Origin of the sequence: Aciditerrimonas ferrireducens, from assembly GCF_023130475.1 — a bacterium.
Taxonomy (GTDB): Bacteria; Actinomycetota; Acidimicrobiia; order Acidimicrobiales; family UBA8190; genus Aciditerrimonas; species Aciditerrimonas ferrireducens.
In genome coordinates, this window is the sequence record NZ_JAKHEX010000007.1 from 79,413 (window position 1) to 100,761 (window position 21,349).

Here is a 21,349-nt window from a genome sequence, read left to right on the forward strand (position 1 = left end):
ATGCCGTTCCCACCGCCCGGTTTCTTCGAAGCCATGGCCGAGGCGGTCGAAACGGAACCCGACCGCTTCCGTCATCTGGGCATCGCCTCCTTGCGCCTCTGCGTCCTCGTCGAGCACCCCTCAGGGCCCCCCACCGCCTACGGGCTGGTCCTCGACGGCGACGACGTCCTCCCGCTGGGCCAGGTGGAGCCCTCGGCCTTCGAACCCGAGGTGACGGTCCGCGGCCCCGAGGAGGTCTGGGCGGCCATGGCCGCGGACGCTGCCGCCCACGGGGCCGCCTCGGGCAGCCAGACCCTGAACGCCTTGACCCTCGCGGGCTTCCCCTTGGCGGTGGAGGCCGACGACCCCCTCGGTCGGGACAAGTTCTTCCGCTACGCCCAGACCCTCCAGGAGCTCTTCGATGCGGCCGCCACCCGCGCTGCCGGCGCCCAGAACCTCGGTCGCCCCTCGGTCGCCTGAGGGGTCGTCGGGACCCCGGGGACTACGCCTGCGGCTCCTCCGACCCGCCGACCAGCCGGCGCTCGTCGCCCTGCGCCGAGCCCTCGACGCCTCAGCCCGTCATCGCTGCTGGGGCAGCCGGCCCGTCGACGAGCTCCCCGTCCCGGAGCTTCCCACCCGACGGACGCCGGCCGGGCCCCTCCACCTCGGTGCCTTCGACCCCGCCGGCCACCTCGTGGGCCACGCCGCGCTCCAGCACCCTCCCCTCGGCACGCCCCACGGGGACCCCCGGACCGGACCCCCGGGCAGCCAGGTCCCCGAGGTCGCCCTCGTGGTGCACCCGGAGTGGCGTTCCTCCGGCGTGGGCAAGGCCCTCTGGCGGCAGCTCCGCCGCCTCGCCGCGCCCCGCTGGCCGACCGTGGCCGCCCTCGTCGAGGCCGACAACCGTCCCGCCCTCGCCCTGCTGCGCCAGGCCCACCTCGCCGTGGTGGACCACGGCGACCCCGGGACCTTCGATCTCCTCGTCGCCACCGGCCCGACGCCGCCCCCGTGGCCGGCCGACGCGCCCCACCCGCGGGTCCTCATCGAGGGGGGCACCTGGGCCGGCTGCCCAGAAGGCTGGGCCTTCGCCGGCCGCCCGGGCACGGTGCTCCGCTGCCCCGGCCCGCCCCCCGGCCAAACCTGCCCGGCCCTCCTCGACCATCCCTGTCCCCTCGTGGACGGCGCGGATGTGCTCGTGCTGAGCAGCACCCTCGGCCCGAGTGCCCGGCTCCTCGCTGCCGCCCACCGCAGGATCCAGGCCAGCCTGCCGCTCCTCTCGACCAGCCCGGTCCCCGGCGCTCCTCACCCCCGCTGACCAGCAGCCGGGGACCGCCGCCGGGGTGCCCCGGCCCCCCGCGTCCCTCTCCGCGCTCTCGACCGGCTCCGGCCGTCGACCTCGGGGTGCTCCACGGCCTGGGCCAAACGCCGCAGGAACGTCCGGAGCACCACGTGGGCCAGCCGTTCCGCCATCGTCGGGGGCACCTCGGCGCCCAGGGCCAGCCGCAGGCGGCCCTCCGCCCGGAGCTCGGCCCGGTCGGGGTCGAGGGGCCGCACGACCAGCCCCAGCTCGCCCCGAGCCACCGGCACCGCCTTGCTCTCCGCCTCGAAGGACAGTTCCAGCTGGGCCGCGACCGGCCCGAGCGCCCCGTCGACCCCCCGGTCGGCACCGGCGGGTGCCCCAGGGCCCTGGGGACCGCAGCTCGCGGCCACGGTCGCCGGCCACCAGCGGGGCCCTGCACCGCCGAGCTCCGCTCGGAGGGTCTCGGCCTCCGCCAGCGCCGCCCCCAGCGCCGCCCCGACCACGGCGTCGTCCACCAGCCGGCCGGCCAAGACCGGCGCGCCGAGCTCGATCTGGACGAAGTCCGCCACTGCCAGGCTCGGCCCCCCCTGGCGGTGGGAGTCCGCCGGCACCACCGCCCGTCCCTCGGCGATCGCCAAGTCGGAGGCCGCCAGGTCGGCCAAGCTGGTCGTGGCCAGGACCTCCCGCAGCGCCTCGGTGGCCGCCCGCCAGGTCTCGTGCAGCGGGCACACCGCTTCCCAGCGGCACGGGCCGTCCCCAAGAGCGCAGCGCTCGGCTCGCAGCGGCCCCTCCCCGGCCTCCACCACCTCCACCAGCGAGATCTCCTCCGGCGGCCGGGCCAGGCGATAGCCGCCGTCCTTGCCGGCCCGGGAGGTGGCCAACCCGGCCCGCACGAGGTCAGCCAGGATCTGGGAGGCGAAGGTCTGGGGCACCCCCATCTCGGCCACCACTTCCCGGATCTTGCGGGGTCGGCCGCTCGGGTAGGCGCGGGCCAGGGCCAGCGCCGAGCGCACCACGTAGTCGCCCCGCTTCGACAATGTCATGTTCACTACTCAAAGTATACCCACTGACTTGACACCTCCGCCACTCCCCCCTACAGTCAGACACAACGTCATGTGTTTCACTTGACGTAGGAGACTGGATGGGAGGATGGCGATGACCCTGGTAGCCCCGACGGAGGACGAGCGTCCCCCGGCCACCGAGCCGCCGGCCCTCCCGGCGCCCGTGCCGGTGGCGCTGCGCCTGCGACCGCCGGTCCGCCAGCCGGCGGCCGAGCACTTCGCCCCGACCGACCCCTCACCGGGGGCCGACCTGAGCCGCCACCCCAAGGTGGCCCGGGCGCTCCGGAACCGACGGTTCCAGTTCTTCTTGATCCTGCCCAACCAGATCATCTTCTGGGCGGTCATCTTCCTCGGGATCCTCGGGACCCTGGTCCCAGGGCTCAACTTCGCCACCGCCATCACCTGGTACATCTGGTTCTGCCTGGTCTTCGTCCTCATGCTCGTGGTCGGGCGCGGCTGGTGCGCCATGTGCCCCTTCGGGGGGTTCGCCGAATGGCTCCAGCGACGCAGCTTCTGGCGACGGACCCAGCGGGCCCTCGGACTCGGCAAGAAGCTGCCCGAGCCCATCGCCCGCTACGGCCTGCTGCTCTCCATCGGCACGTTCATCGTCCTGACCTGGATCGAGGAGCGCTTCAACATCGCCGGCCCCGGCACCCCGGCCGACACCGGCCTCATGGTCATCGGGATCGTCGCCGGGGCGGTCCTCGTCTTCTCGCTCTTCGAGCGCCGCACCTTCTGCCGCTACATCTGCCCGCTCTCGGCCCTCATCGGCACGGTCGGGGCCATGGGCTCGGTCGCCGGGTTCCGCACCAAGGACCGCCAGACCTGCCTGGCGTGCCCCACCAAGGACTGCATGCGGGGCGGCGAGCAGGGCTACGGCTGCCCCTGGTACACCTGGCCGGGCAGCGCCGACAGCAACCTCACCTGCGGCCTGTGCAGCGAGTGCTACAAGGCCTGCCCCTCGGGCAACGTCGGGCTCTTCGTCCAAAAGCCCCTCACCTCGGTGGTCCAGCCCCGGCGCCGGCGGGCCGACGTGGCCTGGGCGGTCATGGCCCTCTGGGGACTGGTGATCTTCCAGCAGGTCAACGCGACCAACGGCTACGCCGTCGCCGACAGCTGGCTCGCGACTACCTCGGCATCATCGCCGTCGTGGCCCTCGCCACCGCCGGGGTGGCCTGGGTGGCGAGCCGGCTGGCCATGCGACCGCTCGCCGCCCACGCCACGGCGTCGGAGGGATCCCCAATCGCCACCCGCCGGGCCTTCGTCGACCGCCAGAGCCGTTTCCGCTCCTACTTCGTCCCAGTGGCCTACGGGCTCATCCCGGTGGTCGGCGCCGACTACCTGGCGCGCCAGCTCCCGAAGTTCTTCAAGCACGCGCTCCGGATCGTCCCGGCGGTGGGCGCCTGGTTCGGGGTGGGCGGCGGCACCCACTCGAGCCTCTACCACACCCAGATCCTGAGCGATCCCCAGATCGTGGTGGCCCAGGTGGTGGTGATCGCTCTCGGCATGGCGGCATCCCTCTGGGCGACCTGGCGGATCTCCCGCCGTGACGTCGAGCCTCTGGCCAGCCACCCCCTGGCCGCCCGGCTCAGCGCCCTCGGCCTGGTCCTGGCCTGTGGCGCCTCGGCCGGCTTCCTCTACGTGATCATGCACGCCGCTTCCTGAAGGGGGGCTCTCCATGACGACGCTCGCTCCGCACCCGACCCCCGATCCGACGACCGGGTCCGGCCCCCGGGTCACCGTCCTGGCCGACCGCTGCGCGGGCTGCCAGGAGTGCCTGGTGCGCTGCCCCACGGCCGCCTTGGCCCTCGACCCGGAGACCTGGACCGTGGTGGCCGACGAGACCCGCTGCGTGGGCTGCCGGCAGTGCCAGCGGACCTGTCCCTTCTCGGCGATCGTCGTCGAGGGACCCACGCTCGTCGCGCCCCGCATCGACCCCGGCCGGCGCCACCCCGCGCCCCTCGAAGGGGACCGCAGCGAGACCCGTCGGCCCATCGCCACCTGGGCCGAGGCCCTGGCCGAGGCCCAGCGCTGCCTGGACTGCCCCGACCCCACCTGCCTCCTGGGCTGCCCGGCCCACAACGACATCCCGGCCTTCCTCCGGGCGATCCGCGACGGTGACCTCGATCGTGCCCACCAGGTCCTCCGGCAGACCACGGTCCTCCCCGACGTCTGCAGCCGGGTCTGCGACCAGGCCGTCCAGTGCGAGGGGGCCTGCAGCTGGTCCCTGGCCGGGGCGCCCCCGGTGGCCATCGGGGCGCTCGAACGCTTCGTCGCCGACAACGCCCCGGTCCCCCCGGTCCTCCCCCCCGAGCCCGGTGACCCGACGGCGGACGCCGAGGGGCTCGACGTGGCCATCGTCGGCTCCGGCCCGGCGGCCATCGGAGCGGCCGCCGAGCTGGTCGCCGCCGGCGCCCAGGTGACGGTCTTCGAGCGGGACCTCGTCCCCGGCGGGCTCCTGCGCTGGGGCATCCCCGACTTCACCCTGCCCGACACCGTGGCTCGACGCCCCTGGGAGCAGCTGGTGGCTGCTGGGGTGACCCTCCACCTCGGCCAGGCCGTCGAACCCGAGGACCTCGGGGACCTCGCCGAGCGCTTCGACGCGGTGGTCGTCGCCACCGGCGCTCCCGAACCCCTGCGACCCCCCGTCGGCCAGGACCTGGCCGGCGTCCTCGACGCCAGCACCTTCCTCCGGGCCGCCCACGACGCCCTCCACCAGGGCGGGAGCCTGCCGTTCCTGCCCGAGGACCGCGAGCGGCCCGCCGACGCGCCGGCTCGGCCAGCACGAGTCCTGGTCCTCGGCGGCGGCAACACCGCCATGGACGTGGCCCGCAGCGCCGTCCGCCTGGGCGCCACCGCCGTCTGCGTCGACTGGATGGACCGCCGCTTCGCCCCCGTCCGTCCCGACGAGCTGGAGGAGGCCGAGCAGGAGGGCGTGGAGGTCCGCTTCTCGACCACCTTGGAGCGGCTCGAAGGGGAAGGGGGTCGGGTCCGCCGAGCCGTCCTGGCCCCCACCACCCAACGCTCGGCCACCGAGCGGCCCCGGGTCGGCCCCGGTGCCCGGACCGTCGAGGAGGTCGACCTCGTCGTGGCCGCCATGGGCTACCGGGTGCCGGCCGAGGTCGCCGCGGCCGGAGCCGGCCTCCCCCTCCGCAAAGTCGTTCCCGACCTGCCCGACCGTCGCTGGCTGGGCAGCGGCCTGGTCGACGGGGGCACCCCCGCCTGGGCCCGGCACCAGCCGGTCGGCCGCCTGGCCCTCGGACGCGAGTCCCTCCGCCGGGCCGCCGCCCTGCCCCGCCAGCCCCGGGTCTGGTTCGTCGGCGACGCCCTGAGCGGGCCCTCGACGGTGGTCGAGGCCATGACCCAGGGCAAGGTCGCCGCCCAGGCCATCCGGCACCACCGGCCCCGGCGCCCAGACGCCAGCACCACCCCGCCCCGGCACGTCCTCGTGGTCGCCGAGAGCCGGAGCGGTACGACCCGCGCCCTGGCCGAGGACCTGGCGGGCCGCCTGGCGAAGGCCGGCGCCGAGGTCCGGATCCTCGCCTGCGCCGAGGCCGGAGCAGACGCCCTCGCCTGGGCCGACCTCCTGGTGCTCGGCACCTGGGTCGAAGGGGCCCTCGTCGCCGGCGTCGGGCCGGCCCGGCGAACCCGCGCCTGGCTGGCCGCCCTGCCTCCCCTGGCCGGCTTGCCCGTCGCCACCTTCTGCAGCTACGCCTTCGCCCCCCGGGACACCCTGGCCCAGATGCGCCGCGTCCTGCTCAACCGGGGCGGACGGATCCTCGCCGAGGCGGCCTTCCGCCGGGCTGGCCGACCCCACGAGCTCGGGGTCTTCGCCGACCGGATCCTCGCCGCCATCCCCCAAGGGGCCCGGGCGTGACCGCCGCCACCCGCCCGGTTCGCCGCTCGACCCAGGCGGCCGATCCGGTCGGGCGCCGGGTGAACGTCGAACGGGCAGCCGTCATGGTCCTCGGCCATCGGGCCGACCCCGGTGCCCTCGACCGGCTCCTCGAGTGGTGCCGGACGGACACGGTGGCCGCAGCAGCCGGCCTGGTCGACGAGCCGGTCGCCGAGGCCCGTTTTCACCGGGCCCTCCTCGATGCGGCCGGGGACCCAACGCTCCGCCGTCTCGGTGACCGCCTGCTCGGCGTCGACGACCTCGGCGGGTGCGCCACGTTGCGGGCGACGCTGGCGACGCTCGCCGAGCACGAGGCCATCGTGGTCGCGCTCCAGCGAGGAGCGCTCGAGGAAGCGGCCTCCGTGCTCGAGGCCCACCTCTACCGCCGGGCGGTCCTCGCCCTGCTCAGCCGCTCAGGGTCGCCTCGGTGCCCAGCACCAGGGTGCCCGCCGCCATGAACATGCCCCCCACCCCCTGGGCCACGCTCACCTCAACCCCGGGCACCTGGGCGGCGGCCTCGCCCCGCAGCTGCCGCACCGACTCCTGGACCAGGAACATGCCGTACATGCCGGTGTGGGTGTAGGAGAGACCCCCGCCGTTCGTGTTCAGCGGCAGCTCGCCTCCCGGCGAGGTCCGCCCCTCGGCGATGAACGCCCCGGCCTCGCCCCGCCCGACGAAACCCAGGTCCTCCAGGCCGTAGATGGGCAGGTGGGCGAAGGCGTCGTAGATCATGAGGTGGTCCACGTCCTTCGGCCCGATGCCGGCCTGGGCGAAGGCCCGGGCCGAGGAGAGCCGGAAGGCCTTCGAGGTCGTCACGTCCTCCATCATCGAGACCAGCGGCGTCTCGCTCGCCTCGCCGGTCCCGAGCACGTAGACCGGTGGTTTCGGGCCCGGGGCGGCCTTCGCCCGGGCCGCCGAGGTCACCACCAGGGCCCCTCCCCCATCGGTCACCAAGCAGCACTCCAGCAGGTGCATCGGGTACGCCACCATCCGGGAGGCCAGCACGTCCTCCACCGTGATGAGGTCCCGGAACATGGCCCGGGGCACCTGGTGGGCCCAGCGGCGCTGGGCCACCGCAACCGAGGCCAGCTGCTCGTGGGTCAACCCGTAACGCTGCATGTAGCGCAGCACCCCGATGGGGAACAGCGTCGGGGGCCCCACCGGTCCGTAGGGGGCCTCGAACTGCCCCTGCGGCGAGGCCGGGTCGAACACTCGGGGCGGCGCCCCCACTCGGGACCGGCCCGACTCCCCGTGGGTGATGAGCACCACCTCCGCGAGCCCTGCGGCGATGGCCGCCAGGGCGTGGCGGACGTGCACGAGGAACGAGCACCCGCCCACCATCGTCCCGTCGACGTAGGTCGGGGTGATCCCCAGGGCGTGGGCCACCACCACCGGCGAGATGCCCGCCGCGGCCACCCCGTCGATGTCCCCGATGCCCAAGCCCGCGTCCGCCAGGGCCAGGCGCGCCGACTCCACGTGGAGCTCCAGGGCCGAGCGGTCCGGCACCACCCCGATCCGCTCGCTCTCGGCCGCCCCCACGATCGCCACGGCGCCTCGCAGCGAGCGGTCCGTCCCGCCGCTCACGCCCCCGCCCCCGACGCGGCGCCTCCGGCAGCTGGCTGGAACACCGGGACCATCTGGTCTCCCCGGGGCTCGAAGGCCACCTCCAGGGCCATGTCCAGCACGAGCGCCTCGGGGGTCTGCGGCATCCCCACGATGTTCGCCATCAGGCGAGGCCCCTCCTCCAGCTCCACCAGGGCGATGGCGTAGGGCACCTCGTCCTCGAAACCTGGCGCAGCCCGGTGGGAGATCACGTAGCTGTGCAGCCGGCCCCGGCCCGAGGCCACGAACCAGGGCACCTCGGTTGACCCGCAGTGCGGACAGGAGCTCCGAGGATAGAAGAACACCTGTCGGCAGGCGCCACAGCGCTGGAGCCGCAACTCCCCTTGCTTCGTGCCCTCCCAGTAGAACGCCGTCTCCGGCGTCGGCCGGGGCACCGGCTTGCCCGGGCCGCTCGATCGGGGCCCCTCGGTCGCCGTCTGGCTCACCGCGTCCGTCCCCCTCCCCTCGTCCGCTCCTCGGCGCCCCGTCCGGGGACGCCCGGGGCATTCTCCCCGCCCCGCCGGTCGCCGGCAAGGACCCTCCGGTTCGAAGCGCTACCTGAATCCGTCCCCGACCCCTTGACAGGGGACCCCTCTGGGCTCACGCTGTGCACAGGGGCGGGGACGGACCGGGTCGGCCAGGCCGAGGCCGGGCCGGGCCGCCGCCTGAGGGAGGGGGTGGCGATGAGCCAGACGGTGGCAGCGACGGGTCGGCCCCAGCCAGGACTCGCCGGGACCCTGCGGCGGGTGCTCCTCGACCGAGAACTCCCGCACTACCCGAGCACCGGCAAGCGGGTCTGGTACCTGGCGATCGTGGTGGCCGCCACGGTCATCCTCTACTACGAGGCCTACGCGCCCGGCAGCGTCTCGCCCCTGGTGCTGGCCCACTACCACATGACCTTCAGCTTCTACCTCTACTCGACCATCGTCGGCTCGGCCTTCGGCGCCATCTCGGCCCTCATCGCCCACCTCGGGGACCGGATCGGCCGGGCCAACCTGGTGGTGGCCGGCGTCGGCATCGTGGCCTTCATCCAGCTCTTCGCCGTGCCGAACATGCCCAACGAGTGGACCTTCGTCATCGCCCTCATGGCCATCGGCTTCGTGGAGGGCGTGGTCCTCGTCTGCACTCCCGCGCTGGTCCGGGACTTCAGCCCTCAGGCGGGCCGGGCCTCGGCCATGGGCTTTTGGACCATCGGGCCGGTGGCCGGCAGCCTCCTGGTCTCGGTGGTCGCCAACCACACCTTGCCCATCTACCACGACTGGCAGAGCCAGTTCATCATCTCGGGCATCGCCGGCGTGGGCATGTTCCTCGTGGCGCTCCTCTTCCTCCGGGAGCTCTCCCCCGAGATCCGGGACCAGCTCATGGTCTCGGCCAAGGAGCGCACCCTGGTCGAGATCCAGGCCCGCGGCATCGACCCGAAGGAGGCAACGGCCCACCCCTGGCGGCAGATGCTCTCCTGGGACCTCATCGGCTCGTCCTTCGCCATCTCGGTCTTCCTGCTCATCTACTTCGCCGCCGTGGGCTTCTTCACCATCTACTTCACCACCACGTTCCACAACCGCGCCGGCGTCTACCTCTCCACGTCCCAGGCCAACGGCATCAACACCTGGTTCTGGGGCCTCAACTGCATCATGCTCGTGGTGGTCGGCCTGCTCTCGGACCGCCTCCGGGTCCGCAAGCCCTTCATGATCGTGGGGGCCCTCGGGGGCCTCGCCATGACCATCGTCTTCCTCGAGCAGGCCACCAACCCCTACACGAGCTACGACACCTTGGTGGTCATCACCTCGGTGCTCGCCAGCTTCCTCGCCATCGGGTACGTGACCTGGATGGCCAGCTTCACCGAGACGGTCGAGGCCCACAACCCGGCCCTGGTGGCCACCGGGATCGCGGTCTGGGGCTGGGTCCTCCGCGCCGTCGTGGCCATCTCCACGTTGGTCGTCGCCCTCACGGTGACGAGCGTCACCACCATCGTGAACCAGCTGCCCTACGCGAAGGACGTGGCGAAGGTGAAGGCGATCCTGGCCCAGCACGGCGCCCTCGTGGCTTTGGCCCAGAAGCACGCCGCGCTGCTCCGGGCGGCGGCGGCCCATCCCCACAACCTCGCCATCGTCACGAAGGCGGCGGCGGCCGTCGGCGGCCTGAGCAACCTTCTCGCCATCGCCAAGCTCGGACCCCAGCTCAGCTTCTTGAGCACCGTCGGCCCGCACCTCGTGGCCCTCCAGCACGCCCTGGCCGTCTCGCCCTCCCAGTGGCAGCACTGGTACTGGGTCTGCGCCGCAGGCTTCGTGGTCTTCATCCCCTTCGTCTTCCTCATGAAAGGCCGCTGGAGCCCGGCCAAGGCCGCGGCCGACCTCCGCCAGCGCGAAGCCGAGGTGGAGGCCCGCCTGGCCGCCCTCCGGCAGGCCGGGGCCAGCAGCACCGGCGAGCCGGGCGCCCTCGCCCCCCAGCCCAGCTGATCGACCCCCCGGCCCCCCGGGCCGGCCCCGGCGGTACGGTCGGCCCGTGGGTCGAGGGCGATGGCGGGAGGAGCTCCATGCCCTGCTCGCCTTGGACCGGGAGGGCCTGGCGTTCGCCACCGCCGCTCGCTGCACCCTCGGCCTCCTCGTGCCCCTCCTGGCCGGGGTGGCCCTCGGGGCGATCGGCGACGGGGTCAGTGCAGCGGTCGGTGCCCTCGTCGTCGGCTTCGTCTCCTACGAGGGCCGGCACCGGGCCGCCGAGCGGGCCACCCTGCTCGCCGCGCTCGGCGTCACCCTCTCGGTCCTCGTCGGCGCCCTCGTCGGCGGCCACCCAGCCCTCCTCCTCCTGGTGCTGGCCGTCTGGGGCCTCGCCGGCGGGGTGCTCGGCACCCTCGGGCCCGGCCCTTCTATCGCCTCCCTCCAGGCGGTCGTGGCCCTCGTCGTCTTCAGCGCCATCCCCCTCGGCACCAGAGCGGCCTTCGTCCAGGCGGCCTGGGTGCTCGCCGGGTCCGTCCTCCAGGTCGTCCTCCTCCGCCTGCACCGTCCCCGGCACTGGGTCGGGGCCGAACGCCGGGGCCTCGCCGAGGCCTACGAGCGCCTCGCCCGCTGGGCGGCCGAGCCGACCCCTGGCCCTCCCCCGCCGGACCAGCTCGACGTGGCCACCGAGGCCCTCAGGAGCCCCGACCCTCGCCTCCCCCCGTCAGCCGTCGAGGACCTCGCCACCCTGCTCCTCCTCGCCGAACGCCTCCGGGTCGCCCTCGCCGGGACCTCCTGGTCCGCCCGGGCCGAGACGGGACCGATCGGAACGGGACCGGCCGGGACGGGGCGCCTGGTGGTCGCCCGGCGCCTGGTCGGCATCGCCCACCAGCTCACCGGCAGCCCGCCGCCCGACCCCGGGGAGCGGACCGATCCCGCCGATCCGACCGTCGCCGACCTCCTCCGCCAAGCCGACGAGCGCGTCGCCCATCTCCGCCACGAGACCTCGGTCCCAGCCCGCTGGCGCCGCCGACCGGCGGGCCCACGGTGGCGCCCGTCCCTGCGCGGGGCGCTCGGCGCCCTGGCCGACCCGGCCGGGGCCCGCCACGCCGTCCGCCTGGCCGTCGTCCTCGTCGCCGGCTCCCTCCTCGCCCACGGCCTCGGCCTGGCCAACGGCTACTGGGTACCCATGACCGCGGCCGTCGTGGTCCGCGGCGACTTCACCGGCACCCTCCGCCGAGGCCTCGGACGGGCGCTCGGCACCTTGGTCGGCGCCGGCCTGGTGACCTTGGCCACCACCCTCACCCACCCCGGCACCCCCCTCCTCGTGGCCGGCACCGTCCTGGCCGGTCTCGGCACCTACACCCTGTTCCGGGCCAACTACGGCCTCTACAGCGTCTTCCTCACCTCCACCGTCGTCCTCCTCCTCGCCCTCGTCGGGGCGTCCCCCGGGCGGACCGCCGAGGAGCGGGTCCTCGCGACCACCGTCGGGGCGGCCCTCGCCCTCGTCGTCTTCCTCCTCTGGCCGACCTGGCGGGAGGACCTCCTCCCGGGCACGCTGGCGGCAGCGGCCCAGGCCCAGCGGGCATACGCCACCACCCTCCTCGCCCTCGCCGATACCCCCCAGGTCGCAGCCGCTACCCTGGCCCGGCTCGACTCGCTGGGTCGCCGGGCCCGGACGACCCGGGCCCGTCTCCTGGCCCTCACCGGCGCGCTGCCCGCCGCCACGCCCGACTCCCCTTCCCGCTGCCTCGGTGCCATCACCGAGCTGGCCCACACCAGCCTGGCCCTCCACGCCCAGCTCCTCACCCGGGCTCGACTCGGGCCCTCCGACGGCAGCCCGGACCCCGCCGGCCCCCATCTCGCCCGCCTCGACTCCGCCCGCCTCGACCCCGCAGAAGCCACCCGGCGAGCCCTCGCCCGGCTCGACCAGGCCGGTTGCCCCGACCAGCCCACCCTTGTGTGAAATCTCTCTTGCATCTAAGATGTCGACAACGAGGCGGAGCGGACGAGGAGTGAGGAGGCACCGATGACCACCCTGCTGCCTGCCACCGGTCGGGCGAGCGGCCCGGCGAACGCTGGCCCTGCCGAGGCCGGGCCGGCGAGCCTGGACCCGACGGTGCCGGTCGGGCCCCTGGACTTGAGCGCCTTCGGCTTCGAGGGCCGCCTAGCCGACCTGACCGCGAAGGCCCGCTTCTTCGAGTACACGGCGGCTGCCGACCCGATCGGTGCCGGGCTGACCCCGGCCGTGCCGGTGGTGCGGTTCTCGCGCTCGCTCTACTTCGAGGGCCCGACCCGGGTGGTGCCCCTGGACCTGGCCGAGCACCTCGGCACCCCCTGGCCGGCCACGAGCCCCGGCCTGCTGGCGAGCTTCGTGCGGGTCGAGGCCGGCGACGAGCTGGCCCTGCACGCCGAGGCCACCTCCCAGCTGGTCTACGTCCTCGAGGGCCGGGGCCTGGCGGTGACCGGGGGGCGCATGGTGGCCCTGGAGAAAGGGGACTTCCTGACCTTGCCGGCCGGCTGGCAGCTGGTCCACTACGCCGAGGAGCCCACCAGCTTCTACTGGGTCCACGACGCCCCCCTGCTCCGCTACCTGGGCGCCACCCCGACCGTCGCCCGGTTCGAGCCCACCCACTACCGCCGGGCCGAGGCCGTGGCCGCCCTGGCCGCGGCGGCCGCGGACCCGGCGGCCGCCACCCGGAACCGGCTGAGCGTCCTCCTGGCGAACGCCACCATGGAGCAGACCCGGACGATCACCCACGTCCTCTGGGCCATGTTCGGGCTCCTGCCCCCCGGTGCCGTCCAGCCCCCCCACCGGCACCAGTCGGTCGCCCTGGACCTCATCCTCGACTGCCAGCCCGGCTGCGCCACCCTGCTCGGCGACGAGCTCGACGAGCAGGGCCGGATCGTCGACCCGATCCGGGTGGAGTGGGAGCCGGGGTGCGCCTTCGTGACCCCGCCGGGGCGCTGGCACGCCCACGTGAACGAGTCGGGGGCGCCGGCCCACCTCATCCCGGTCCAGGACGCGGGGCTCCAGACCTACCTGCGGAGCCTCGACATCCGCTTCGCCCCGGGGTCGGCGGCCTGAGGTGCCAGCCGACCGGCCGACCACCGGCCGAAGGGTCGAGCACGGCCCAGGCCGCTTCGGGCCGAGCGGGCCCTCGGCCGTCGCCCGCGCCTACGAGCACGCCAAGGCTCGCCTGCTCGACGGCAGCCTGGGACCGGGCGACTGGCTGACCGAGGGCGAGGTGGCCGACGCTCTGGGGATCAGCCGGACCCCGGTCCGGGAGGCCTTCTTGCACCTCCAGGCCGAGGGGCTCCTCACCTTGCACCCCCGTCGGGGCGCCCAGGTGGTGGGCGTGGACCCCTCGACCGCCGCCGAGCTCCTGGAGGTCCGCCACCTGCTCGAGCACCACGCCGCCACCTGCGTCGCCCAGGCCGGGGAGGCCGCCCGGCGGGCGCTGCTGGCGGCCCTCGAGGAGGTCCTGGCCTCCCAGGAGGAGGCCCGCCGCACGGGGGACCGGGGCCGCTTCGTGGCCCTCGACCGGGAGCTGCACCGTCGGGTGGTGGCGGCGTCGGGCAACCGGGTCCTCGAGGGGCTCTACGGCACCCTCCGGGACCGCCAGCAGCGCCTGGTCCTGGACGGCCTGCGGGCCGACCCGTCCCGCGCCGAGCGGATCCTCGAGGAGCACCGGGCCCTCCTCGAGGCCCTCGCCGAGGGGGACCCTGCGGCCTACGACCGGGCCCTCCGACGGCACCTGGCCGGCTCCCTCCGAGCCCTGCGAGGCTCCGCCCTGGACCCGGACCTCGCGGCGTCGGACCGCTAGGCGCCGGGGTAGAACTGGGCCACGTTGCCCACCGAGGGGTAGCGCTTGCCGACCGGGCCCTGGCCGAAGACCCGCAGGAGGTTCCCGGTCATCTTCTGCACCAGCGGGGCCGGGCAGTTGCTCGGCGACGAGCAGGTCTGCAGGGCGTTGATCCAGTTGTTCGTCCCCGACTCGAACACCCCGGCACCGCTCGGCCGCCACGTGTAGTACTCGGTGTCGGCGTCGAGGTGGGCCCCGTCGAACTCGATGACCACGGGTGAGTGGGCCAGGATCTCCACGTCCGGCGGGTTGGGCCGCGACGGCACGTACTGGTCGAAGTCGGTGAAGAGCACCCCGGGGACCGTCGAGCCGTCGTGCAGGCCGGTCCCGGCGAACAGCCAGGAGTTGGCGTCGCTCACCACCAGCGGGAAGGACTGGACGTTGTTGAAGCCCACGTAGGAGTCCCCGACGATCTGGCTGGCCGGGGCGTCCGCCGGGGGCTGGCCCCACCAGTTCTGGGTGACCTCCGCGTCGTCCTTGCCGTAGAGGGGGTCGGCGGTAGGGTCCCGGTAGTTCACCACCTCCATGTCCGGGCCCAGCGGGGAGGCCTGGAGCCGGACCTTGCGGAGGATGGGGCTGGCCCCGAAGAAGATCAGGTTCACCCCCTTCGCCCGGGCGGCCAGGACGGCATTGCGCATCCGCAGGGACCACTCCTCGTCGTGGCCGGGCGAGATGAGCACCGTGTGGTTCGTGAGCAGGTTGCCGTGCTCGGCCAGGGTGATGTCGGTCCAGTACGTCACGTCCAGGCCGTGCTCCTCGGCGTAGTAGATGAGGGGGTACTCGTTGCCGAGGAACGACGCCGCGCCGTTGCCGTAGCTCGTGGCGTAGGGCCGGTCGAAGGACACCACCCGGGAGCGCGTCGGGTAGGGGTAGCCCTGCAGCCCCGGGGGCTGGCCCTCGTAGAGGTCGTAGCCCCCGAACGGGTTGAAGACCTGCCAGGTCAGCACCCCGGCCATGAGCACGTAGGTGGCGTGGCTCGAGGGGTCCCAGACGGTGAGGGGCACGTAGCTCTGCTGCCCGCCGCTGCCCACCAGCTTCAGCAGGTACTGCCCCTGGACGAAGGCCTTCGTCACCGTGAAGGTGAGCGAGGGGCTCCAGTCGCACTGGACCATGTAGATCCCCGGAGTGACCGGGCAGCTCGGCTGGACCGTGCCGGGCAGCTCCTTGGACTGCCAGACCAGCCGCCCTCCCTTGCCCTGGTAGTAGCCCATGCGGAAGGCCTCCACCTTGAACTCGGGGGCCACCGTGGACACGTAGAGGGTCACCTTCTGGCCGAGGCGGGCCTGGACCCGGCTGGCGTAGCCCATGATGGCGTCGGGCTGCTGGGGGGTGGTGATCCGCCAGGCGGTCGTCCCGGGCAGCTTGTTCTGCTCGATGACCCAGCGGGCCTCCACCCCGTCGGGGCCGAGGAAGATGGCCGGCAGGTGGCTGGCGGCAGTCCCGGCCCGGAGCCGGCGGGCGACCGGCTTGGCCCGACCCGAGGAGGGCAGCAGCACGACCACCAGGACCACCGCCAGGGCCACCACGACCGTGGCCGCACTACCCACCAGCCAGCGGCGGCGACGGTACGGGGAGGCGGCGCTGTGTCGTCCTCTGCGCCTCACCGGCGCCCCACGGTAGCGGCCGGGCCCGGGCGGGGGGCAGCCGGGGGTGCTCAGTGGTCCAGGCCCAGCACGAAGCTCGGAGTCGGGCCGCTGCCCGGCCGGGCGTGCTGGGGCTCGAGGGGCCGGATGGCGGTGCCGAGGGCCAGGAACTCCGTGGCGTGCTCGCCCCACACGTGGCTCGAGACAGCGAGCCGGACCCCCACGATGCCCTTGGCCCCCGCCGCGGTGGCCTCGGCCTGCATCCGGGCCAGGGCCAACTCCCGGGCCTCGTAGATGCCCTGGGTGAACAGCGCCATCTCCTGGTTCTGCCAGGACTGGCGCATCGCGGCCATGGCCGACTGGTGGGCCACGTGGTACACGCAGGTGCCCAGCACGAAGGCGACCGGCAGGCTGCCGGCCGCGAGGAGCCGGTAGAAGTCCTGCACCGAGAGGTCCGAGGTGAAGGGCCGCCCACCGGGGGCCCGGTGGTCCCCGTTCCCCTCCCGGGCCCGGACCGCCGTCCCGGTGGCCACGAACTCCAGCACGTCCTGCCCCCAGGCGTAGGCCTGCAGGTGCAGCTCGACCCCCACGATCCCGTCGGCCCCCAGCTGCTCGGCCTCGGCCAGCATCCGGCTCATGGCCAGCTCCCGGGCGCTGTACATGGCCTGGGTCAGGACCGTCAGCTCCTGGTTCTGGCCCCAGCGGGCCAGCTGCAGGCCGATGTGGTAGATCGACGAGCCCACCACGAAGCCCAGCGGTTCGAACCCGGCCTCCCCGAGCAGCAGGTACTCGGCGACCGAGAGGTCCGAGGTGAACACGCCTTCCGGGGCTGCGCCGGCCGTGGCGCCCAGCCGGCCGGCCGCCGCCTCGGGCTCCGGGCCGAGGCCCCCACCCGACGGGGGCGCCGGGGGCGGCGGCGCCGAGGCTGCCCCGCCCTGGTCCTCGGGCCCCGAACCCTTCCTCCCGAAGGCTGCCACTGCCGCTCCTCCCCGCCGGGCCCCCTGCGGACCAGGGAGCGTTCCCGGAGCGTAGCCCGGCACCCGTCCCCGGGCCCGAGCCCGCCGCTGTCCTCAGCGGTCGGCCGAGGGGGGTGCGAGGTCCGGCAGCGGCCCCGCGGCGCGCGCCCGGTACCGCTCGAGGGACCGGCGGACCGCGGCCTTTGCGTCCTGGCCCACCACCCGGCCCCACCAGCCGCCGTAGAGCCGGTCGAAGTCGAGGGCCAGCACCCGCTGCTCCACCGTCTCGACCACCGCCGGGGGGAGGGGGATGAGGTTCGGGTAGCTCCACATGACGCTCAGCCAGCCCTGGTCGGGCACGACCTGCAGGGTGTCCCCGACCAGGAGCGCGCCCCGGCCCCCGGCCCCCTCGGCCCAGCGCAGGACCGCCGAGCCGGGGAAGTGCCCGCCGACCTGCACCAGCTCCAGGCCAGGGGCGAGCACCACGCGGTCCCGCCAGGTCCGCAGCGCGGCGGAGCGCCGGGGGAACCAGGCCCGGTCGGCCTCGGGCACGTAAACGGGGGTCCCGCCGAAGCGCTCGCTCCAGGAGACCGCCGCCCCGAAGAAGTGCGGATGGGAGAAGCAGATCGCCGCGATGCCCCCGAGCTCGGCCACCGCGTCGGCGCCGGCCTCGTCGACGAGGGCCACGCAGTCGAAGAGGACGTTGCCGGCCTCGTGGCGCACCAGGAGGCCCCGCTGGCCGATGCCAAAGGCCGGCTCGATGCCCACCCCGACCAGCCCCGGCTCCTCCTCCCGGACGACCTGGCGGTGCCCCGCCGCCCGCAGCTCGCTGCGCGTCGTCCAGCGCTGGCCCCCAGCCGGCACCCACTGGCGCTCGTCCTCGCAGATGGCGCAGCGGGCCGGTGGCGTGGCCCCCGGCTCGTGCTCGACCCCGCAGGTGGCGCAGATCCAGGGCTCCACGGAGCCCCGAGCCTACCGGCACCCCCCGGCGACGGTCCCCGCGGGTGTCGTCGGCCGGAGCCGGATCGGCGGCCCTCGGGTGGTTGGCTCCCCGGCTGCGCCGCCTGGCAGGGTTGGCGTCCATCACCGCCGACCCCCCTGGACCGCTGCCGCTGCCCGCTCCCCGCGCCGCCCGGCTCGCCGACCGGCTCGAGGAGCATCTCCTCGCGCTGTTCCTGGTGGTCGGTGGCCTCGGCGTGGCGATGCCGGGCCTCGGTCGGGCCCTGGACCGGGGCGGGGCCGTGGACCCCACCTTGGCCGTCCTGGTGCTCGCCGCGGGGACCGCCGTCGTCCCGCCCAGCCGGCTCGCCGACTTCCCGTGGCGTCGGGCCCTGGTCGGTCTCGTCGGGTCGAGCGTCCTGCTGCCCCTGCTGGCCGACGGCCTGGCCCACCTGGCCAGCGGGCCGAGCAGCGAGGGGCTCCTCGCCCTGGGCGTGGCCTCGAGCGAGGTCGCCTCCATCGGCCTGGTGGGCCTGGCCGGCGGGGACGGGGCCCTGGCCGCCGTCCTCGTCGCCGGCTCGACCGCCGTGACGGTCGCGCTGGCCAGCCCGGTCCTCGGCTGGCTGAGCGGCGGCCGCCACGTCGAGCCCGGCGGCCTCCTCGTCACCCTGCTCCTCGTCGTGGCCCTGCCCTTCGCCGCGGGGATCGTCCTGCGCCGCGCCAGCCGGGCCGCTCCGGCCACGACCGAGGGCGTCCGGCTCCTCGGCCTCCTGGCCCTGCTCCTGCTGCTCCTCGAGGTGGCCAGCCAGGTGCGACTCGGCCTGGCCGCTCTCCGCGGGATCGCTTTGCTGCTGGCCTTCCTGGCCGGGTCCTTGCTCCTCGCCTGGCTCCTGGCCCGGGGCTGCCCCGGGGACCAGGGCCTCGGCCTGCTCCTCCCCCTGACCATGCGGGACTTCGCGGTGGCCGCCGGGATCGCCACGGCGGCTTTTGGCCCCCGGGCCAGCGGGCTCCTCGGTGCCTACGGCCTCCTGGCCCTGCTCCTCGGAGGCCTCCTCGCCCGAGGGGCCGGGCGTCGGCTGCTCAGCGGGCCGGCTCGGCCACCGGCGAGTGGCGGTCCAAGAACGCCAGGATCGCGGCGGTGAACGCGGGGTCGAGGACCGCCCCGAGGTGGTCCCCCTGGACCACGGCGAGCTCAGCGCCCGGCACCGCCCGGGCGAGGACCGCCGGGTCCCCGACCAGCTCGTCCCGGTCCCCGGCCAGGACCAGCACCGGGCAGCGGATCGCCCCGAGGTCCACGGGGGGCGGCGGCGCGGCCCGCTGGATGGCCGCGAGGGCGTGGCGGTCCGCGCCGGTGCGCTCGGCGAAGGCCCGGAACCCCCGAGCCACCGGGTCGGCCACCGTCGCCGGGTCCTCGGCCTCGAGCGCGTCCGCAATGGCCGTGAACCACGTGCCCGACGCGCCGTCCTGGTCGGCCCCGGCCCGGTCCAGGAGCCGCCGGGACACCCCGCCGAGCACCGCGCAGCGAACCCTCGGCTCCCGAGCCGCCAACAGCGCCGCCACCCGACCGCCCATCGAGTAGCCCACCACGTCCACCGCCTCGAGTCCCAGGTGGTCGAGGAGCTCCCGGCAGTCCTCGACCATGGCCGGGCCGCCGTAGGCCGCGGGGTCGTGGGGCTTGCCCGAGCGCCCATGTCCCCGGGCGTCGAGCGCCACCACCCGCCGGCCCCGCTCGGCCAGGGCGGCGACGATCCCGGGCTGCTCCCAGTTGATCCGGGCGTCCGCGGCGAAGCCGTGGTGCAGGAGCACCGTGGGCCCCTCCCCCACCAGGTCGAAGACCAGCTCCACCCCGTCCCGCGTCACCAGCCGCTCGGTCCGCTTCCCCGGCATCTCCCCCACGGTTCCTCCCCTCCTCGCCTCAGGAAGCGCAGGCGCAGCCCGGCCCGCACCCCCCAGCCGGGGGCCCGGCCGTTTCCGCCCGCGCCCGCAGGTCGGCGAAGAGCGACAGCACCCGGCTGGTCTCCTCATGACCCTGCGGGCAGGGGGCCGACGCCTCGGCCTCCGCCATCGGCCGGCGCAGCTCGAAGCGCTCCCCGCAGACCCGGCAGCGGTACTCGTAGCGCGGCACCTCACCCCTCCTCGAGCTCGCAACGACCGGTTCCCCGCTGGCCAGCCCAGCCTACCGACCCTGATGCTGCGGCTCCCGGCGAGCCCGGCTCGACGGTGCCCCCGGCGAGGTGGTCGGGGCCGGGCCGCTCACCCGTCCAGGGCCAGTGCGAGGTCGAGCTCGTCCCGCACCGGCACACCCCGGTCCCCGACCAGGGGAATGCTCGGCTTGACCCGGCGGGCCGCCGCGACCGCCCCGGGGCGCAGGGCCACGAGCGCCCGCCCGGTCCCGCGGCCCGGCGGGTCGGCGTCGACCGAGACCACCTCGGCCTCGTGGCCCCGGCGCTCGTAGGTGAGGGCCCCGACGACCGTGCCGTCGGCCTCGGCCACCAGTCCGGGCAGGTCCCGGAGGTCGAACCGTCGGCCGTGCACCACCATGATCGAGCCGCCCCAGCGCTCCTCGATCCACGCCCGTGCCGGGTCGTCCCGCTCGAGCACCCGGATCCGCACCGGTCCTCCCTCCACTCGATCGATGCCCGAGCTTCCTCGGGCGGCGATGCAGGATACGGGAAGGCACCAGGATCGCACGGCGACGCGACGGGTTGCGCCGAACCGACCCGGGGCCCTGCCGGTGCCGGCGTCTCTTCATGGTCGTGCGGTCCTCCTTCCCCACATGATGGGGCTCGGACTCGCACAACAGGTGGCTCAGCCCACGGGGACCCGGTCACCATCACCCGGAGGGTCACACTCCGATCCCGACCCCATCGTGAAGTGGCGCCATCGCGGCCGCCCGAGGGGATCGCCGCTACCGGGGAACCACCGTCACCGGGCAGCGGAGTCCAGGAGCTTTCGAAAGCCGGAGGTCAGCGGTGAGGAGCGCGCAGCCGAGTGCCTCGGCCAGAGCAACGTAGGACGCGTCGTAGGGCGAGAGATTCTCCCGGAGCTCCCAGATGCGCTCCAGCAGTGGGAACACGGGATGGCGGGCCATGCCGAGCCGACGCCACCGGTCGAGCGCGGACCAGGCCAGGTCAGGCTCGACCCGCGCAGCGGCGACTCCGCGTCGGAGAGCACTGGCGACCTCAGCGTCGATCAGGTGAGGGACGTGGACCTGGTCCTCAGCCAATGCCCGCCGAGCCGGCCCGGCGTTGAGCAGCGCGGAAAGAGCAGCCGACGCGTCGAGGACGATCACCTCTCGGCGCGCCCCGCCTCGACGTCAGCGACGAGGTCGGCCGGATCGACGTCCAGGTCGGGCAGCTCAGCGAGGAGCGCCTCGTTGTCGACACGGCGTGAGAGTTCCTCGAGCTCCCGCACCACGAACGCCGAGACCGACATGCGCTTTCGGGCAGCCAGCCGCTCGAGGCGCTCGACCACGTCATCGGGCACGTTCCGCAGGTAGATCGTCCGCATGTCGCACAATGCTAGCATCCTTGTCGCTCATTGATTGCGATCTCTCACCTGGAGTCGCGCCGACAGTTGCTCGGTACCCGAGCCCCACCAGCTGAGCGGACTCCCACCCGAGGCTCGGGCCCGAGGCGTACGAGTCCCCTCATGTGGTGGGGTTTGGGATAGCCCGGGGGTCCACCATTTGGGGGGCCATCGGGGTGATCCTCGGTGTGTTCCTGACCGAACGCAC

General features: G+C 74.5%; 23 protein-coding genes. 11 read left to right on the forward strand and 12 right to left on the reverse strand.

Translation table 11 applies throughout. The features are described from left to right. Complete coding sequence (locus tag Acit_RS06220) at positions 1 to 459, forward strand: hypothetical protein (RefSeq protein ID WP_248106990.1); 459 nt, start codon at positions 1 to 3, stop codon at positions 457 to 459. 91 nt (positions 460 to 550) lie between these two features. Here the strand turns inward: Acit_RS06220 and Acit_RS13895 are convergent, their stop codons facing one another. Further along, on the reverse strand, positions 551 to 778 hold the full coding sequence (locus Acit_RS13895; RefSeq protein WP_376746018.1) for a hypothetical protein: 228 nt from the start codon (positions 776 to 778) through the stop codon (positions 551 to 553). Here Acit_RS13895 and Acit_RS06225 point away from each other — a divergent pair. Beyond that, on the forward strand, positions 674 to 1,294 hold the full coding sequence (locus tag Acit_RS06225; RefSeq protein ID WP_376746017.1) for a GNAT family N-acetyltransferase: 621 nt from the start codon (positions 674 to 676) through the stop codon (positions 1,292 to 1,294). The two genes, Acit_RS13895 and Acit_RS06225, sit on opposite strands and share 105 nt — an antisense overlap. Here Acit_RS06225 and Acit_RS06230 read toward each other — a convergent pair. Further along, entirely contained in the window at positions 1,282 to 2,322 is a 1,041-nt protein-coding gene (locus Acit_RS06230; protein WP_248107036.1) for an RrF2 family transcriptional regulator, read from the reverse strand. The two genes, Acit_RS06225 and Acit_RS06230, sit on opposite strands and share 13 nt — an antisense overlap. 106 nt (positions 2,323 to 2,428) lie before the next feature. On the opposite strand from Acit_RS06230, the gene Acit_RS06235 reads away from it, so the two are divergent. Genes Acit_RS06235 through Acit_RS06250 form a run of 4 tightly spaced genes read left to right on the forward strand, consistent with a single transcriptional unit; the run spans position 2,429 to position 6,693 of the window. Continuing rightward, complete coding sequence (locus Acit_RS06235) at positions 2,429 to 3,799, forward strand: 4Fe-4S binding protein (RefSeq protein WP_248106994.1); 1,371 nt, start codon at positions 2,429 to 2,431, stop codon at positions 3,797 to 3,799. Continuing rightward, entirely contained in the window at positions 3,736 to 4,005 is a 270-nt protein-coding gene (locus Acit_RS06240; protein WP_248106996.1) for a hypothetical protein, read from the forward strand. Before Acit_RS06235 ends, Acit_RS06240 begins: the two co-directional genes overlap by 64 nt. Before the next feature lie 13 nt (positions 4,006 to 4,018). Next, entirely contained in the window at positions 4,019 to 6,217 is a 2,199-nt protein-coding gene (locus Acit_RS06245) for an FAD-dependent oxidoreductase (RefSeq protein ID WP_248106998.1), read from the forward strand. After that, entirely contained in the window at positions 6,214 to 6,693 is a 480-nt protein-coding gene (locus Acit_RS06250; RefSeq protein WP_248106999.1) for an FCD domain-containing protein, read from the forward strand. Before Acit_RS06245 ends, Acit_RS06250 begins: the two co-directional genes overlap by 4 nt. Here the strand turns inward: Acit_RS06250 and Acit_RS06255 are convergent. Continuing rightward, a complete protein-coding gene (locus Acit_RS06255; RefSeq protein ID WP_248107001.1) occupies positions 6,641 to 7,819 on the reverse strand; it encodes a thiolase C-terminal domain-containing protein in 1,179 nt (392 codons plus the stop codon). The genes Acit_RS06250 and Acit_RS06255 overlap by 53 nt on opposite strands. Continuing rightward, complete coding sequence (locus tag Acit_RS06260; protein WP_248107003.1) at positions 7,816 to 8,283, reverse strand: Zn-ribbon domain-containing OB-fold protein; 468 nt, start codon at positions 8,281 to 8,283, stop codon at positions 7,816 to 7,818. The genes Acit_RS06255 and Acit_RS06260 overlap by 4 nt, the downstream gene beginning before the upstream one ends. Positions 8,284 to 8,520: 237 nt before the next feature. Between Acit_RS06260 and Acit_RS06265 the strand changes: the two genes are divergently transcribed. The 4 genes from Acit_RS06265 to Acit_RS06280 all read left to right on the forward strand — a co-directional run bounded on the left by Acit_RS06265 (position 8,521) and on the right by Acit_RS06280 (position 14,096). Continuing rightward, positions 8,521 to 10,293 (forward strand): MFS transporter, encoded by a 1,773-nt coding sequence (locus Acit_RS06265; RefSeq protein WP_248107005.1) that lies wholly within the window; start codon positions 8,521 to 8,523, stop codon positions 10,291 to 10,293. A gap of 46 nt (positions 10,294 to 10,339) precedes the next feature. Further along, the gene (locus Acit_RS06270) at positions 10,340 to 12,235 is read left to right on the forward strand and encodes an FUSC family protein (protein WP_248107007.1); all 1,896 of its coding nucleotides are present in this window, start codon (positions 10,340 to 10,342) and stop codon (positions 12,233 to 12,235) included. 63 nt (positions 12,236 to 12,298) lie between these two features. Next, positions 12,299 to 13,357 carry a cupin domain-containing protein gene (locus Acit_RS06275; RefSeq protein WP_248107009.1) on the forward strand — a complete coding sequence of 353 codons (1,059 nt, stop codon included), beginning with the start codon at positions 12,299 to 12,301 and terminating at the stop codon, positions 13,355 to 13,357. Between the two features lies 1 nt (position 13,358). Beyond that, a complete protein-coding gene (locus Acit_RS06280; RefSeq protein ID WP_248107011.1) occupies positions 13,359 to 14,096 on the forward strand; it encodes a GntR family transcriptional regulator in 738 nt (245 codons plus the stop codon). Here the strand turns inward: Acit_RS06280 and Acit_RS06285 are convergent. The 3 genes from Acit_RS06285 to Acit_RS06295 all read right to left on the reverse strand — a co-directional run bounded on the left by Acit_RS06285 (position 14,093) and on the right by Acit_RS06295 (position 17,634). After that, positions 14,093 to 15,739: a N,N-dimethylformamidase beta subunit family domain-containing protein gene (locus Acit_RS06285; protein ID WP_248107013.1), complete on the reverse strand. Its 1,647-nt coding sequence runs from the start codon at positions 15,737 to 15,739 to the stop codon at positions 14,093 to 14,095. The genes Acit_RS06280 and Acit_RS06285 overlap by 4 nt on opposite strands. Before the next feature lie 50 nt (positions 15,740 to 15,789). Next, positions 15,790 to 16,695: a heavy metal-binding domain-containing protein gene (locus tag Acit_RS06290; protein ID WP_248107015.1), complete on the reverse strand. Its 906-nt coding sequence runs from the start codon at positions 16,693 to 16,695 to the stop codon at positions 15,790 to 15,792. 93 nt (positions 16,696 to 16,788) lie between these two features. Beyond that, a complete protein-coding gene (locus Acit_RS06295; RefSeq protein WP_248107017.1) occupies positions 16,789 to 17,634 on the reverse strand; it encodes an MBL fold metallo-hydrolase in 846 nt (281 codons plus the stop codon). 44 nt (positions 17,635 to 17,678) lie between these two features. Here Acit_RS06295 and Acit_RS06300 point away from each other — a divergent pair, with 44 nt between their 5' ends. Next, positions 17,679 to 18,755: a bile acid:sodium symporter family protein gene (locus tag Acit_RS06300; protein WP_248107019.1), complete on the forward strand. Its 1,077-nt coding sequence runs from the start codon at positions 17,679 to 17,681 to the stop codon at positions 18,753 to 18,755. Here the strand turns inward: Acit_RS06300 and Acit_RS06305 are convergent. The 5 genes from Acit_RS06305 to Acit_RS06325 all read right to left on the reverse strand — a co-directional run bounded on the left by Acit_RS06305 (position 18,694) and on the right by Acit_RS06325 (position 21,123). Continuing rightward, positions 18,694 to 19,500 (reverse strand): alpha/beta fold hydrolase, encoded by an 807-nt coding sequence (locus Acit_RS06305; RefSeq protein WP_248107038.1) that lies wholly within the window; start codon positions 19,498 to 19,500, stop codon positions 18,694 to 18,696. The genes Acit_RS06300 and Acit_RS06305 overlap by 62 nt on opposite strands. Before the next feature lie 28 nt (positions 19,501 to 19,528). Further along, entirely contained in the window at positions 19,529 to 19,738 is a 210-nt protein-coding gene (locus tag Acit_RS06310) for an FmdB family zinc ribbon protein (RefSeq protein ID WP_248107021.1), read from the reverse strand. A gap of 128 nt (positions 19,739 to 19,866) precedes the next feature. Beyond that, complete coding sequence (locus Acit_RS06315) at positions 19,867 to 20,226, reverse strand: GNAT family N-acetyltransferase (RefSeq protein ID WP_248107023.1); 360 nt, start codon at positions 20,224 to 20,226, stop codon at positions 19,867 to 19,869. Positions 20,227 to 20,521: 295 nt separating this feature from the next. Further along, complete coding sequence (locus Acit_RS06320) at positions 20,522 to 20,905, reverse strand: type II toxin-antitoxin system VapC family toxin (RefSeq protein ID WP_248107025.1); 384 nt, start codon at positions 20,903 to 20,905, stop codon at positions 20,522 to 20,524. Then, positions 20,902 to 21,123, reverse strand: coding sequence for a hypothetical protein (locus Acit_RS06325; RefSeq protein ID WP_248107027.1), 222 nt, complete (start codon positions 21,121 to 21,123; stop codon positions 20,902 to 20,904). The genes Acit_RS06320 and Acit_RS06325 overlap by 4 nt, the downstream gene beginning before the upstream one ends. Positions 21,124 to 21,349: the final 226 nt, after the last annotated feature.